General features: G+C 41.6%; 10 protein-coding genes and 2 pseudogenes. 10 read left to right on the top strand and 2 right to left on the bottom strand.

Annotated features, from left to right (window positions below):
• The first annotated feature begins 74 nt into the window (after positions 1–74).
• The 7 genes from H5115_RS11275 to H5115_RS11245 all read left to right on the top strand — a co-directional run bounded on the left by H5115_RS11275 (position 75) and on the right by H5115_RS11245 (position 9,815).
• Positions 75–473, top strand: coding sequence for a DUF3224 domain-containing protein (locus H5115_RS11275; RefSeq protein ID WP_004587550.1), 399 nt, complete (start codon positions 75–77; stop codon positions 471–473).
• Positions 474–490: 17 nt separating this feature from the next.
• Positions 491–673 (top strand): hypothetical protein, encoded by a 183-nt coding sequence (locus H5115_RS11270; protein ID WP_024604488.1) that lies wholly within the window; start codon positions 491–493, stop codon positions 671–673.
• On the top strand, positions 674–1,291 hold the full coding sequence (locus H5115_RS11265; protein WP_182755336.1) for a LysE family translocator: 618 nt from the start codon (positions 674–676) through the stop codon (positions 1,289–1,291).
• A gap of 166 nt (positions 1,292–1,457) precedes the next feature.
• A complete protein-coding gene (locus H5115_RS11260; RefSeq protein ID WP_182755335.1) occupies positions 1,458–4,331 on the top strand; it encodes a TonB-dependent receptor in 2,874 nt (957 codons plus the stop codon).
• Positions 4,332–4,353: 22 nt separating this feature from the next.
• On the top strand, positions 4,354–8,655 hold the full coding sequence (locus H5115_RS11255) for an alpha-1,6-glucosidase domain-containing protein (RefSeq protein WP_182755333.1): 4,302 nt from the start codon (positions 4,354–4,356) through the stop codon (positions 8,653–8,655).
• A 176-nt stretch (positions 8,656–8,831) separates the two neighbouring features.
• Entirely contained in the window at positions 8,832–9,377 is a 546-nt protein-coding gene (locus H5115_RS11250) for a PH domain-containing protein (RefSeq protein WP_154904064.1), read from the top strand.
• A 36-nt stretch (positions 9,378–9,413) separates the two neighbouring features.
• On the top strand, positions 9,414–9,815 hold the full coding sequence (locus H5115_RS11245) for a DUF1801 domain-containing protein (protein ID WP_182755331.1): 402 nt from the start codon (positions 9,414–9,416) through the stop codon (positions 9,813–9,815).
• A 15-nt stretch (positions 9,816–9,830) separates the two neighbouring features.
• Here the strand turns inward: H5115_RS11245 and H5115_RS11240 are convergent, their stop codons facing one another.
• Positions 9,831–10,175 carry a rhodanese-like domain-containing protein gene (locus tag H5115_RS11240; protein ID WP_024591370.1) on the bottom strand — a complete coding sequence of 115 codons (345 nt, stop codon included), beginning with the start codon at positions 10,173–10,175 and terminating at the stop codon, positions 9,831–9,833.
• A gap of 287 nt (positions 10,176–10,462) precedes the next feature.
• Here H5115_RS11240 and H5115_RS11235 point away from each other — a divergent pair, with 287 nt between their 5' ends.
• Positions 10,463–10,771, top strand: coding sequence for a helix-turn-helix transcriptional regulator (locus H5115_RS11235; RefSeq protein ID WP_024594836.1), 309 nt, complete (start codon positions 10,463–10,465; stop codon positions 10,769–10,771).
• On the opposite strand, the pseudogene H5115_RS11230 reads toward H5115_RS11235, so the two are convergent.
• Positions 10,764–11,440, bottom strand: a pseudogene (locus tag H5115_RS11230) (nitroreductase family protein). The gene H5115_RS11235 and the pseudogene H5115_RS11230 sit on opposite strands and share 8 nt — an antisense overlap.
• A gap of 187 nt (positions 11,441–11,627) precedes the next feature.
• On the opposite strand from H5115_RS11230, the pseudogene H5115_RS11225 reads away from it, so the two are divergent.
• Positions 11,628–12,511: pseudogene (locus H5115_RS11225) on the top strand (ABC transporter ATP-binding protein).
• Between the two features lie 9 nt (positions 12,512–12,520).
• Entirely contained in the window at positions 12,521–13,870 is a 1,350-nt protein-coding gene (locus H5115_RS11220; protein ID WP_259396384.1) for an ABC transporter permease, read from the top strand.
• The last annotated feature ends 106 nt before the right edge of the window (positions 13,871–13,976 follow it).

The following is a 13,976-nucleotide window of genomic DNA, read 5'->3' as shown; positions in this document are numbered from 1 at the left end:
GGTTAAGGTATAGATATGGCACTAAGATAATAAAAATCAATACTTTTAAACATTAGCATCAATAAGGAAACGTTATGACTACTGCAACCGTAAGTGGAGAATTTAATGTAAATCTGGCCCCTATAGAAGGCTACGCAAGCGGCCAAAACGGCGTTAATTTAGGGCGTATGTCGATAGATAAAACATTTAAAGGTAGCTTAAATGCCACCAGCCAAGGCGAAATGCTAAGCGCCATGACTCCTACACAAGGCAGTGCCGGTTATGTTGCCATAGAGCAAGTAATAGGCGAGCTTGAAGGTAAAAAAGGCAGCTTTGTACTGCAGCATTTTGGCACTATGGATAAAGGCCAAGACAGCCTAATTTTAAATGTAATTCCCGATTCAGGCACTCATGAGCTAGAAGGGTTAACGGGCAGTATGAAAATACGTATTGAGCAAGGGATTCACTACTACGATTTTGAATACACGTTATAAGATACTCAAGGATTAAAATGCAAAAAGTAATCGAATTTAGAAAGACCCGTTTTTTGGGTGGGGTAGATATAGTCGCACTGAATGACCGCATACAGGAATTAAACCAAGATGGCTGGAAAGTAATAAACGCAGTGCCCTTGGCAGGTTTTTATGGGCAAGTGCACGGTTATACATTACTTATTGAAACTGACGAGCTTTAAATGACATTTACAGTATGGTTAAGCCTAGCGGCTATTTGCATGATGGGCGCAATGTCGCCAGGACCAAGTTTAGCGGTGGTTTTAAAGCACTCACTTAACGGCAGTATGAAAAACGGTATGCTTGCCGCGCTCAGTCATGGTACTGGCGTTGGCTTGTATGCTGGTGCATCGTTATTAGGGTTAGGCGCTTTAATGATGCAGTTTCCAACTGTTTATCAAATACTCGTTTACTTAGGTGCGGCCTATTTGGCGTATTTAGGTATAAAAATATTGCTAGCAAAACCCAGCAATAACGAACTTGAAGTACAAAAAAGTGCGGTAAGTGCAGCTAAAGCATTACAAGATGGTTTTGCCATTGCTTTTTTGAACCCCAAGCTCGCTATTTTCTTTTTAGCCTTGTTCTCACAGTTTATTGACCCTCAGCTACTTACTTTAAGTGTGGGCATAATTATGTGTTTAACCGTGTTTGTAATTGATACCGGTTGGTACTTGCTGGTGGCGTTACTGACTGAGGTTTCAAAAAACCGCTTTGGATTTACCAAGCAAAACCCGTGGCTTGATAAAATACTGGGAGTCGTATTTATTGCTCTTGCGATAAAAGTGGTGCTTAGCCTTTAAATAGCGTTCCAAATGCAGGTGTCTGTACGCGCATACACCTGCAGCCTAACCCTCATGCCCTGCATACGTATTCATCACATTAATTTTACCTTTTAGTTACAATTTGTTGGTTGTGTTTTGAACAACACAGCAACACCTGACAACAATAACTCAAAGGTTCACACACATGGACAAGTTTAAACTAAGTGCACTTATGCTGGCTTTATTTGCCGCAAATAGTGCATTGGCTGCAAACGAAGGCTCAACAAATCAATCACCCAGCACACAAGCTGAAGATTTAGAAATTATTGAAGTGCGAGGCTTTAGTCGCAGTTTAATCCAATCTTTAAATCAAAAGCGTTTTAGCGATACGGTGTCAGAACAAATTTCTGCCGATGATTTAGGGGCATTGCCTGATATTTCAATGGCCGATGCGCTTACACGATTACCAGGTATTTCAGCAGTAAGAACGGGCGGCCAAGCGGCGCAAATTAATATACGCGGGCTTTCGGGCGGGTTTGTATTTTCAACACTTAATGGCCGCGAGCAAGTATCTACAAGTGGCAGCCGCAGTATTGAGTTTGACCAATACCCGTCAGAATTAATTAGCTCTGCGGCGGTATACAAATCGCCAAAGGCATCGCTTATTGAAGGCGGCGTGGCCGGTACGGTAGAGCTTGAAACCGCCAGCCCACTCAATAACGACCAAACACATAAATTTGTAGCTAATGTGCGCGGTATGTATAACGACCGCGCCTCAGAGGTATCGGATGCCACTGAATTTGGCGACCGAATTAGTTTTTCGTATCAAGGCAAATACCTAGACGACACATTGGGCGTGGCGCTGGGTTATGCGCGCTTGTTTCAGCCAAGTGTAGCAACGCAGTTTATTGGCCTTGCTTACAACGACACAAAAGATGTAGATGGCGCAGCTAACGACACCAATGGCCCTTTAGCTAATCCAGCAAACGAATACATAAGTGAAGGCTTTGAGCTACAGCATTTAGGTGGCGAAGAAACCCGTAATGGCTATTTAGCAGCCATAGAGTGGGCACCGGCAGATAACTTTAAATTAAAAGGTGATGCGTTTTTATCGCGCTTTGATAAAGAGTCGTTTGCCCGTGGCCTGAGGGTTAAATTAGGCGGGCCAACAGCTGCATATGCAAACGCTCAGCTTGATGGTAATGCCGTAATAGGCGCAGCGGTTAACCGTACTTCGCAAAGCTATACCCGCGTTGAAATAGTTAACGACGACAACCAAGACTTTGACGAAGTAGACAGCTTTGGCGTGAATGCCGATTGGCAGGTAACCGATAGACTAAACGTAAATGCCGATGTGTCGCTTTCTCGCGCAAAAAGTAATTTTAGAAATGGCTTACTGTGGAGCTTAGTAGCAGAAGATGCCAATGCAGAAACGCCAGTATTTGATAACAACGTAGCAATTAACTATCAATTAAACGGCTTAAATTTACCTGACGTTGGGTTTAATCAGGCGGCCGCCTTTAGTGATATAGACCGTGTAATGGTCAGTAAATACGGTATTTACCCAGATCAAACAGAAGATGAAGTAACCGCATTTAGGCTCGACTTTAAATACGAGCTAGAAAGCGACATATTTAGCTCAGTAGAGTTTGGTGCGCGCTACTCAGATAGAGAATACAGCCGTAAACGCTCGGTATTTGAGTACGGTAATGACGGGGCGTTTTCAGCAATGCAACCCCCTTTGCGTTTAACCGACGATATGGCCTCTGTGGTTGACTGGCAGGGCGAGTTTAGTTATTTCCCATCGTATTTAGCCATTGATTTAGACAAAGCACTTAACGCATGGTTTCCAGATGGCACGCCAGAGCCTGTTCAAACATGGGGCAACGCTGATGGCGTAGACGACGCGCAAGGTTACACAAGTAACTATTCGTGGACAGTGCTACAAAGCGGCTCGGTGTTTGAAGATGTGCTAGCTGCGTACGTTATGGTAAACATTAACACGCAAATAGGGGGGCTCGACCTATCGGGTAATGTGGGTGTGCGCCGCGTTGAAACCGACCAATCAGCAACGGTACTAGAGAACGTCGCAGGCGATGCGCGCTTAGGTGCGCAAAATATTGTTGATGAGAACGGCATTGTAAATGATTTATACGCGCCTAATGTATTAGGCACTAAATACACCGACTACTTACCATCATTAAATTTAAATCTGCAACTTAACGATAATTCACTTGTGCGCTTTGCTGCGGCTAAAGTAATGTCGCGTGCGCCAATTAACCGCTTAGCGGGCGATGCCAGTGCAAACGTAAGCGATGATGGTGTTATTAATGGTTCAAGTACTAATAACCCATTTTTAAAACCCTTTTATGCCGACCAATACGACTTATCTTACGAATATTATTTTGAAGAAGGTAACGGCACTATCGCAGCAGCGTTATTTTATAAAAATATAGACTCGTTTGTTGAAACCTTATCAATCGAAAACTTCGATTTTAAAGGTAATGGCTTTAACGTACCTGACTCAATAGAAGATCCAGTCAGTGGCGAGCAAGTTGCAACGACCAACGGTATTTATACCACGGCAGTTAATAATGGCGAGGGTGGCTACATTAGAGGGCTAGAGCTTGCTTATACGCAAGTGTTTACCTTTTTACCTGAACCATTTAATGGTTTGGGCGCTAACGCAAGCTACTCATACACCGAAAGTGAAATTGAATCGATCACCAGTTTAGGGGGCGATACTCTCGTTCAATCTTTACCTGGGTTGTCTAATAATGTGCTAAATGCCACGTTATTTTATGCCTTAGACGATTTTGAAACGCGCCTTAATGTGCGTTACCGCGATGAGTTTGTATCAGAACAGGTTGCCATTAATGAACAAGTGGTCAATTTTGATGCTGAAACCGTCATTGATTTTCAAACGTCTTATCGCTTTAGCGATTCACTCACCATGCTTTTGCAAGTTAATAACTTAACCGATGAACCAACCCAAAGTTACTTTGGGTCGCAGCAACGAACAGGGACTACTCAGTACTTTGGTCGTCAGTTTTATCTTGGTTTTACATACAGTCATTAATTAGCAAACGGAGCGTTTAAAAATGAAAATTATAACAATGTCTAAATATTTGCTAATAGCCTTAGGGTTAATGATATTAGCAGGATGTGGTGGGACAGATGAGGTTGAGTCGGGGCAGCAGCTTTTAACCTGTAATGTGCCACAAGTACCAAACGAAGCAGGTTCGCAATGTGTGGACCCTGAGCCTATAACGTGTGCAGCACCGACTGTACCGGATGAAAAAAACGAAAGCTGTGTTGTGGGCGCCGACCCAACATTGCCTGATCCCATTGTATTTGCTGGTGAAGGTGAGGCGGTTTTATTTTATAACCGTTTAGCCGACGATAACTACGAAGGTTACCGATTACATTCGTGGAATAATGATGTGTGTGATGCTTATGCACCTCCGTTTGACACGAGCGATTGGGCTAACGGCCATGAATACGATGGCATTGACCCAAATTACGGTGCCTACTGGATAATTAACCTCAAAGAAGGTTATAACGAGTGTGCTAACTTTATTGTGCACATTGGTACTGAAGGATCGGGTAAAGCGTTTGGTGATGTTGATTTAACCATGCCGCTTATGCAAGACGATGAAAAGTTTCAGCGTATGAACTTTACCATTCATGGTGAGCCTTCGGTGTTTGAATACCCTATTTTAAGCTTGGGCGAACGTCCGGTAGCGATAGATGGTGCATCAGCACATTGGATTGATTTAAATACAGTCTTGTACAAGCCAAGTAATGAGCTTACACAAATCATTAAGTTGCATTCTTCAGCAGCCGCTGACTTAGTCGTTGATTTAGACACTGGGCTAAATGGTGAAACCGTTGAGCTGACTGCAACTGAGTTAAGTGATGAGCAAGCTGTAAAAGTACCGCATTTAACGGATTGGACTGCTTATCAGGGGAATTGGGATGCAGATGCTGCAAAGCAGCTTATAAAGCAACAGCTTGTTGTTGCAGGCTACGACGCCGATGGTAAGCTACTAGAAGCAACTTTTGTACAATCAGCAAAAGCATTAGACGCACTTTACACTCAAGGTGAAGACGATGCTAACGAGGCATCGCTTGGCGTAAATTATGGCAATAACGCGATTGATGTCACAGTGTGGGCACCCACAGCTAATAACATGACGCTAAACGTGTTTGATGGCGCAAAAACACAAGTGCACTCTACGCCAATGACATTAAATACGCAGACAGGTATTTGGCAAGCAAGTTTAGATATGCAATATGACCGCCATTACTTCCGTTTTGCATTCGATGTTTATCACCCAACCACTAAAGCAATTGAAAGCTTATGGAGCACCGACCCATACTCACTCAATGTATCGAGTAATGGCCTTTATTCGCAACTAATCAACTTGAGCGATGACGACACTAAACCAGAAGGCTGGGATGAGCGCATCGTGCCTACTATTACTAACCCGGAAGATGCGGTTATTTATGAAGGCCATGTACGTGATTTTAGTATTCGTGATCAGTCAGTAAGCGAAGCAAACCGTGGTAAATACCTCGCATTCACTGAGCTTGAAAGCGTGCCAATGCAGCACCTTAAGCAATTAGCTGATAAAGGTTTAACACACTTTCATTTACTGCCAGTGACTGATATTGGCACCATTGAAGAAGATGCCTCACAACGTGTGGAAATTACAGACACCTTAGGTAAATTATGTGAGCGCATTAACGATGAAGCGGATGCATGTAAAATCGAAGATAAAAACAGCACCATTGTCGATATTATGCAAAGTTACTTGCCTGGCTCAGATGATGCACAAGCATTAGCCAGTGCGATGCGTGATTTAGACGGCTTTAACTGGGGTTATGATCCTCATCATTTTATTGCGCCTGAGGGGTCATATGCATCAAGCAGCGATGGCATTGCTCGCGTAGTTGAGACTCGCGCTATGGTACAATCACTGCAAGAAGTAGGACTTCGTGTTGTACTTGATGTGGTTTATAACCATACAACGTCGTCGGGTATCTGGGAAAAATCAGTGTTTGATAAGTTGGTACCGGGTTATTACCACCGTTATAACGAAGTAAGTGGTGAAATAGAGCGCTCAACCTGTTGTGAAAACACAGCAACTGAACATGTGATGATGGATAAGTTTGTTGCAGATTCAATGGTTATTCTTGCTCGTGACTTTGGTTATGACAGCTTTCGTTTTGATGTAATGGGGCATATGCCTAAATCATCAATATTAGCTGCGCGTGAAGCAGTGCAAGCAGTCGACCCTGATAACTATTTTTACGGTGAAGGCTGGGATTTTGGTGAAGTAGCTAACAATCGTTTATTCACACAAGCTAAACAGGCTGATATGGCAGGCTCAGAAGTCGGTACATTTAACGACCGTATTCGTGAAGCTGTGCGTGGTGGTGCAATGTTTAGTAATAACCCGACAGATGGCAACCTAGCCGAACAAGATACGTTACGGTTATCGCTGGCGGGCAACTTACAAAATTACATTCTTAAAGACTTTAAAGGTAATTCATCTAAAGGAAATAGCTTTACTTGGAATACTCAACCAACAGCGTATGCATTAGACCCAGCAGATAGCATTAACTACGTGTCTAAGCATGATAACGAAACACTATGGGATCAGCTGCAATATAAACACAGCGCTAACATGAGTATTGAGCAGCGCGTTCGTGCTCATAATATGGCGTTAGCACTCCCTCTTATGAGCCAAGGTATTCCATTTATGCAAATGGGCGCCGACTTGCTACGTTCAAAATCGATGGATCGTAACAGCTACGACTCGGGCGACTGGTTTAACTTTGTTGATTTTACCCAAGATACCAATAACTGGAATATTGGCTTGCCACCCGCACAAGACAACGAAGTGAAATGGCAAGAAATTATGCCTATTTCTGCTAATACCCAAGCGGCTGCACAGCCACAAGATATTACCTTTGCACATGATGTATTTAATGAATTTTTACAAATACGTAGTAGCAGCCCACTATTTAGATTAACCACAGAGCAAGATGTTATTGAGCGAGTGGGTTTTCATAACGTAGGTAAAGCGCAGCAACATGGCTTAATAGTAATGAGCATTGATGATGGCGAAGGGCTAACAGACTTAGACCCTGCATTTGACGCGCTTGTTGTCGTGATTAACGCAACCGAGCAAACCCTTAGCCATACTATTGCCACCGCAGCGGATTTTGAATTACACAATGTATTAAAAAACAGTGTTGATGCAAGTATGGCTAGCGCCAATTTTGCCGCAGGCGATAACGAAGGCACATTTACTGTACCGCCTTACACATTAGCTGTTTTTACTAAAAACCAAGGTGAGAGCCAAGGTGCTGGTTTAAGTGCAAATGCAACCGTAGGGGCACCTGATGTAGTACCTTATGGTAGCACCGCTGTGTTTGTGCGCGGTAGTTTAAACGACTGGGGCACACGCGATGCATTTGAATATATTGGCGATGGTGAATACCGTATAGCAATTGCACTGAGCGCTGGCGATTACGAATTTAAAATTGCCTCTGAAGATTGGTCTACGGTTGATTTTGGTGCGCTTACTGACGCTGATAAAGATGTAGTTGAAAACCAAAGCGAGCCATTAACGCGCTCAGGTGCAAACATGACATTTAGCGCTGCTATTGATGCAACCTATGTATTTTCGCTTGATGCTTCAAACCCTGAAAATCCAACGCTTACTTTATACAACGAAGAGCCATTTGTAGGCACTGCTATTTATGTGCGCGGTACGCTTAATGATTGGGGAGTAACCGATGAGCTAAGTTATAAAGGTAAAGGCATTTACACCTTTACTAAAACACTGAGCGCTGCAAGCTATGAATTTAAAGTAGCGTCAGAAGATTGGAGCACGGTTGATTATGGCTCGGCTGAGGGAGATGCCAGTGTTATGGTTGGCACTGCAGAGCAGTTGTCGGTTGCGGGCGCGAATATGACCATCGACATTGCAGAAGAAGGTGAATACCAGTTTATATTTGACGCCAGTGATTTAAATAACGTATCGCTAAAAGTACTCAACGCTGAAATGTTTGCACAAACAACGGTATTTATTCGTGGCAGCTTAAATGACTGGAGTACTGATAACCCACTGATGTACGAGGGTGATGCAATTTACTCTACATCAATAGAGTTAGAAGCAGGTGACTACGAATTTAAAGTAGCGTCTGAAGATTGGAGTACCGTTGATTACGGTGGAGCAGGCGATACGCCGGTAGTGGCAATTGATGAACTAACACCACTTGAAGCCGTAGGTGCCAATATAGCACTAAATATTACCGAACAAGGTACTTACACGTTTAATGTAATAGGCCCAGATAGAGAAAATGTAAGCATACTTATTAATAAGTAGTAGCAGTTTATTTTCCCAGACCTAAGCCGAGCATAGCCCTGTATGCTCGGCTTTTTTGTATGTACATAAGTGTGTGAAAGTATATTTGAATGCTAATTATAAATGTTTGGACTAAATTGCATTCAATATTAGATTGGCGTACTTTTATAAATCCCCAACCATACAAAAGAAAGCTAATGAGTAACTTAACCTTAAAAAGTGCTAATTTTGATCCTAAAGTAAAACAATACTGGATGGTTACTGCCTCGCTATTTGCAATGTTGGCTCTTGTTACTATACCGCTTATACCTATCATTTTACTTATTGTATGGCTGGTGGGCGGACGAATACTCGCAGCTATGTCGGCTGACTTATTACCACAAAAATTGGTAGTTAAACGTGGCATATTATTTAAAGAAGAAAAATCTATTCCGCTTGAAAAAATAACAGATGTAGGTTTAAGCCAAGGGCCGCTCATGCGAATTTTTGGATTATATCGTTTAAGCTTTGAAACAGCAGGGCAGTCAGGAAATGGTGCTTTAGTGTCTTTGCTTGGTGTGGTTAATGCGAGTGAGTTTAGAGAGGCGATACTTGAGCAAAAAGATGTATTGGCTAATCAAGGTAAAACGTCGCAGCAGGCAACAGAGCAAAGTGAAAAAGAGCTACTGAGAGCACTTACTTATAGCGTTAAAAATATTGAGCAGATGCTACTTGTTTTACTTGATGAAAGGCAGCAAAAGTAACTTGTTTGAACTTGTAATGCTTATAAGGATATTTTTATGAATACGGAAATAGAAAATATATTTAATAATTATCCTGAGATAGTAAAAAGTAAGCTTATAAAATTACGAGAGTTAATTTATACCGTAGCACAAGAGCAAAACTTAGGAGCTGTTGAAGAGTCTTTAAAGTGGGGAGAGCCAAGTTATAACACAATAAATGGCAGCCCCATTCGCGTAGGCTTTAAGGGCTCCTCGTGTTATTTGTTTTTTCATTGCCAATCAAAGCTAGTAAGCACATTTAGAGAGTTGTATTCCCACACTCTCACCTTTGAAGGTAACCGGGCAATTATATTTAATAGTGAAAAGCCATTACCAGAGTACCCAGTTAAAGAGTGTATTAAATTAGCACTGACTTATCACAAAGTTAAACACCTACCTTTACTAGGCGCATCATTATAAGTATTCAGTTGATGTTTAAAACACACTACATATTTGGTTTGCGTCACAGGTAATAACGGTTACGTTTTCATAACCCACACGCGTTAACGCTTCTGCTCCCAAAGTTGCGCGCGCACCACTTGCGCAGTGCACGTAAATAGGGCGAGCTGCGTCTTTTTCTATTTCCATCAGTTTCATCTCGAGTAATCCACGCGGAATATTTATAGCGCCGGCAGCCGATTTTGTCGCGTGCTCTGCAGGTTCTCGCACATCAATAAGTAAACCTTTATTTTGTTCAAGCTCGAGTTTTGCTTGCGCTGCGTCAATACGGCGTTGGTTAGGTGTGATAATTTTTAGTAAGTCAGGGATTGATGTAAGCATTAGTTTGTAAATCCTCTTTTTCTTAAAAAAGACATTAATAGGTGCTACTTGGTATAAGTAGGTTGAATTGAGTTAATACTTATAAATAACGTTAAAAACTGAAAGTTACTTTATATAAAGTAACTTAATAGTGCGGATACTGCTACAGCACTTCCGCCGATTAATAAAATGGCATCGCTAGTTTCATGGCCATCTTAACATTAGTAAAACCTAATGTTAATTACATTAGAACTTACTAATGTAAAAGTCTATACTTAAAAAGGTATTAAAAAAGAGAAATAATAAAAATGAATATTGAACAACTAGCTGTCAACGCAGAGCAAGCCGAACAGTTTTTAAAATTAATGGCTAACAAAAATCGCTTAATGATTTTATGTAGTTTATTACAAGGTGAGCAAAGTGTAGGTGAGCTAAATAAAAATGTACCTTTAGCACAGTCAGCGTTATCTCAGCATTTAGCAAGTTTACGCAAGGCAGATATGGTTGCTACTCGCAGAGAAGGGCACACTATTTATTACTCGTTGACCGACCCAAAAGTTGAGTCGATCATCGCTTTGCTATATGAGTGGTTTTGCCGAGCAGAAAATACTAAATAAACGTAGCTATTTCATCGAGTGATTTTTTATCCAGTGCATGAGCAGGTATTGTTGCATCATCACTTGGGTAGCCTGTAATAAGTAGCATGTATGGGCGTTCGTTATCTTTATCGCGATTACATATGTCGGTCAAAAAACTCATTGGCTTTGGAGTATGAGTAAGGGTTGCCAAACCACTGCGGTGCAAAGCTTGAATTAAAAAGCCGGTAGCTAAGCCAACAGACTCATGCACATAATAATTCGTATTTTTATCATCGGTGCTTACGCCGCCCTTTTTTTGACTAAATACAGCTATAAGCCAAGGTGCATGCTCTAAATAAGGTTTGTTGGCGTCGGTACCTAACGGTTTTAGCGCATCTAACCATTCTTCACCTGCTCTGCCTTCGTAAAAAGAACGCTCTAATTTTTCTGCGGCTTCTCTTATTTTTTTTTTACATCGCTACTGTTTATAGCCACAAAATGCCAAGGCTGATGATTCGCTCCACTTGGTGCTGTGCCAGCTGCTTTTATACATGCTTCAATAATATTTTTTGGTACTGGGCGATCGCTAAAGCTGCGAATGCTATGGCGGCGTTGGCTGGTTTGTAAAAACTCGTTAGCACGATTTAGCATTTCTTCATGTGGATATTCTATAAAGTCATTTAACGGCTGGCTTTGGTGATCTTGCATGGCTTTTCGCTTCTTATAAAAAGTATATGTGGTTTTTATACCGAGTGAATACAGTACAGGCAAGTGTTATGAGTTTAAAATATGTTTATTTGTTGTTACAAATTTAACCAGCAAGTAACTTATGTTCCTATTTTCCTTGTGGTATAAAACATTATAAAAATAATTACTCATATTCAAGGAAGTAAAAATGCTATCAATTACAGGGTTATCTAAAACCTACGATAACGGCGTACATGCACTACAAGGTGTTGATTTATCTATCGGTAAAGGGATGTTTGGATTGCTTGGGCCAAATGGCGCAGGTAAATCGTCACTTATGCGCACTATTTCCACGTTGCAATCTGCCGATTCGGGTTCAATCACTTTTGATAGTATTGATGTTTTTAAAGACCCACAGGCACTGCGCCAACGTTTGGGTTATCTACCACAAGATTTTGGTGTGTACCCGCGTGTTAGTGCTTACGACTTACTGGACCATATGGCTGTTTTAAAGGGTATTCATAATAAAGCAGAGCGTGTAAAGAGTCGGTTGAAGGATTACTTGCGCACACTAATTTATATCAACATCGCTCAAAAGCGGTCAGTGGCTTTTCGGGCGGTATGCGCCAGCGTTTTGGTATTGCACAAGCCTTACTAGGTGACCCCGACTTACTTATCGTTGATGAGCCAACAGCGGGGCTAGACCCAGAGGAACGTAATCGTTTCCATAACTTATTAGTAAGCTTAGGCGAGCAAAAAGTAGTTATATTATCGACCCATATCGTTGAAGATGTTGCAGAGCTTTGCCCAAATATGGCGGTGTTGGCTGGCGGTAAGATTTTACTAGAAGGTAACCCAATAGCGCTTACCGATAAACTCCAAGGCCAAATTTGGCGCAAAGCCATGAGCCAAGAAGAAGCGCTAGAGCTTGAACCGCAGCTGCCTGTTATTTCAAAACGCTTATTTGCTGGGCAAACCATATTACATGTATTAGCCAATGAAGCCCCTGAAGGTTTTGAGCTCAGCAGTGCAAACCTAGAAGATGTGTATTTTTCTACGTTGCTTAATCATCGTAACAGCCAAGTAGCATAAGGGGGCGCTATGTTTTTTAATATGCTCGCGTTTGAGCTGCGCTATTTTATGCGTCAGCCTTCGTTTTATGTGACCTCATTAATATTCTTTTTTATGGCGTTTTTTATAAGCTCCAGTAGTAAGTTTCCGTTAGGTGGGGCTAATGTTCATATGAACTCGCCTTATACCATTATGGTTTTAACGGTTACCTTTTGTACGCTTGCTATGTTTTTAGTGGTTAACTTTGTTGCAAGCTCAGCGATTCGCAACAGCGAGACCAAAATGGATGAGCTGGTGTTTAGTAAGCCCGTTAACCCGCTTGCTTATCAATCAGGGCGTTTTTTTGGTTCTTACTTAGTTGTACTTATTGTGTTTTTAAGCGTGCCACTAGGCGTATTTTTGGGATCTCACTTTGGCTTGTTGGTTGGCTGGCTCGATAGCGAGCTAGTAGGCCCCAATAAGTTTATATATTACGCAGCGCCTTTTTTATATTTAGCAGTGCCAAGCTTATTGGTCCTCAGTGCTATTTTTAATAGTGTGGCGGTCTATTTTAAAACCATGATGGCGGTATATGTAACGGCCGTGGTGGTTTATATAACCTACCAATTGGCGAGTATCTATTTTGACGATTTAGCGTTTAGAAATATTGTTGTTTACGCAGACCCATTTGGCACAGGGTCGTTAATTGACTTAACCCGTTACTGGACTGTAAGTGATAAAAATACTGAAGTGTTAACGCTTTCGGGCGATTTTTTAATTAACCGTATTTTATGGGTAGCAATAAGTTTAGCGATGTTTTTTGGCCTCGGAAAGTTAGGTAATCGCGTAGTCACTAAAAAACAGAAAAAGCAATTTGCTGTCTCTACGTTTGTAAAAAATAAACAAGCAGCACTTATTAGCAGCGCTAAAAATTATAAGTCAAAAGGGGTAAATACGAAATCGCAATTAGTAATGCGCAGCTTATTTGAACTTAAGCAAGTTATATTAAGTGCCCCTTTTATGATTTTAGCGGGTGTCAGTATTACTATGTTACTCGCACCACTTTTTGCACCTATTGGCGCATATGGCACAACGGATTGGCCGCTCACACAAAACATGGTGGGCATAATTCAAAACTCCTCCGCTTTGTTTATGTTTATCATTATTGCTTATTACAGCGCAGAGCTGGTTTGGCGAGAACGCCAAAGTGGTATGGGTGATATTGTTGACAGTTTCCCGGTGCATAACAGTGTGTTTTGGGTATCTAAAATTATTGCGTTAATCACTGCAGTTTGTGGTCTTTATTTAGTAGGCATGATGTTTACCATTGCAGTGCAACTGTTTAAGGGGCAATTTAACCTAGAGCTTGGCCAGTACTTATTTAGATACCATCTCTTCTAATCAGCCTCAAGCTTTCTTTAAATTGCTTGGGGCTGATATTCAGTTTGATTCTTCACAACACCAAAACAGATATGTGTCAGCTTTCTCATTGCAGCACCAATTGCCT

Source organism: Pseudoalteromonas sp. SR44-2, from assembly GCF_014163745.1.
GTDB lineage: Bacteria > Pseudomonadota > Gammaproteobacteria > Enterobacterales > Alteromonadaceae > Pseudoalteromonas > Pseudoalteromonas distincta.
The sequence above is the reverse complement of the archived record's forward strand: the minus strand, read 5'-3'. Positions and strand labels throughout refer to the sequence as shown.

Bases quoted from the DNA above. Each gene is read 5' to 3' on its own strand.
- H5115_RS11255 (WP_182755333.1), top strand. From the start codon at position 4,354: ATGAAAATTATAACAATGTCTAAATATTTGCTAATAGCCTTAGGGTTA.
- H5115_RS11275 (WP_004587550.1), top strand. From the start codon at position 75: ATGACTACTGCAACCGTAAGTGGAGAATTTAATGTAAATCTGGCCCCT.
- H5115_RS11245 (WP_182755331.1), top strand. From the start codon at position 9,414: ATGAATACGGAAATAGAAAATATATTTAATAATTATCCTGAGATAGTA.
- H5115_RS11240 (WP_024591370.1), bottom strand. From the start codon at position 10,175: ATGCTTACATCAATCCCTGACTTACTAAAAATTATCACACCTAACCAA.
- H5115_RS11250 (WP_154904064.1), top strand. From the start codon at position 8,832: ATGAGTAACTTAACCTTAAAAAGTGCTAATTTTGATCCTAAAGTAAAA.
- H5115_RS11265 (WP_182755336.1), top strand. From the start codon at position 674: ATGACATTTACAGTATGGTTAAGCCTAGCGGCTATTTGCATGATGGGC.
- H5115_RS11220 (WP_259396384.1), top strand. From the start codon at position 12,521: ATGTTTTTTAATATGCTCGCGTTTGAGCTGCGCTATTTTATGCGTCAG.
- H5115_RS11235 (WP_024594836.1), top strand. From the start codon at position 10,463: ATGAATATTGAACAACTAGCTGTCAACGCAGAGCAAGCCGAACAGTTT.
- H5115_RS11270 (WP_024604488.1), top strand. From the start codon at position 491: ATGCAAAAAGTAATCGAATTTAGAAAGACCCGTTTTTTGGGTGGGGTA.
- H5115_RS11260 (WP_182755335.1), top strand. From the start codon at position 1,458: ATGGACAAGTTTAAACTAAGTGCACTTATGCTGGCTTTATTTGCCGCA.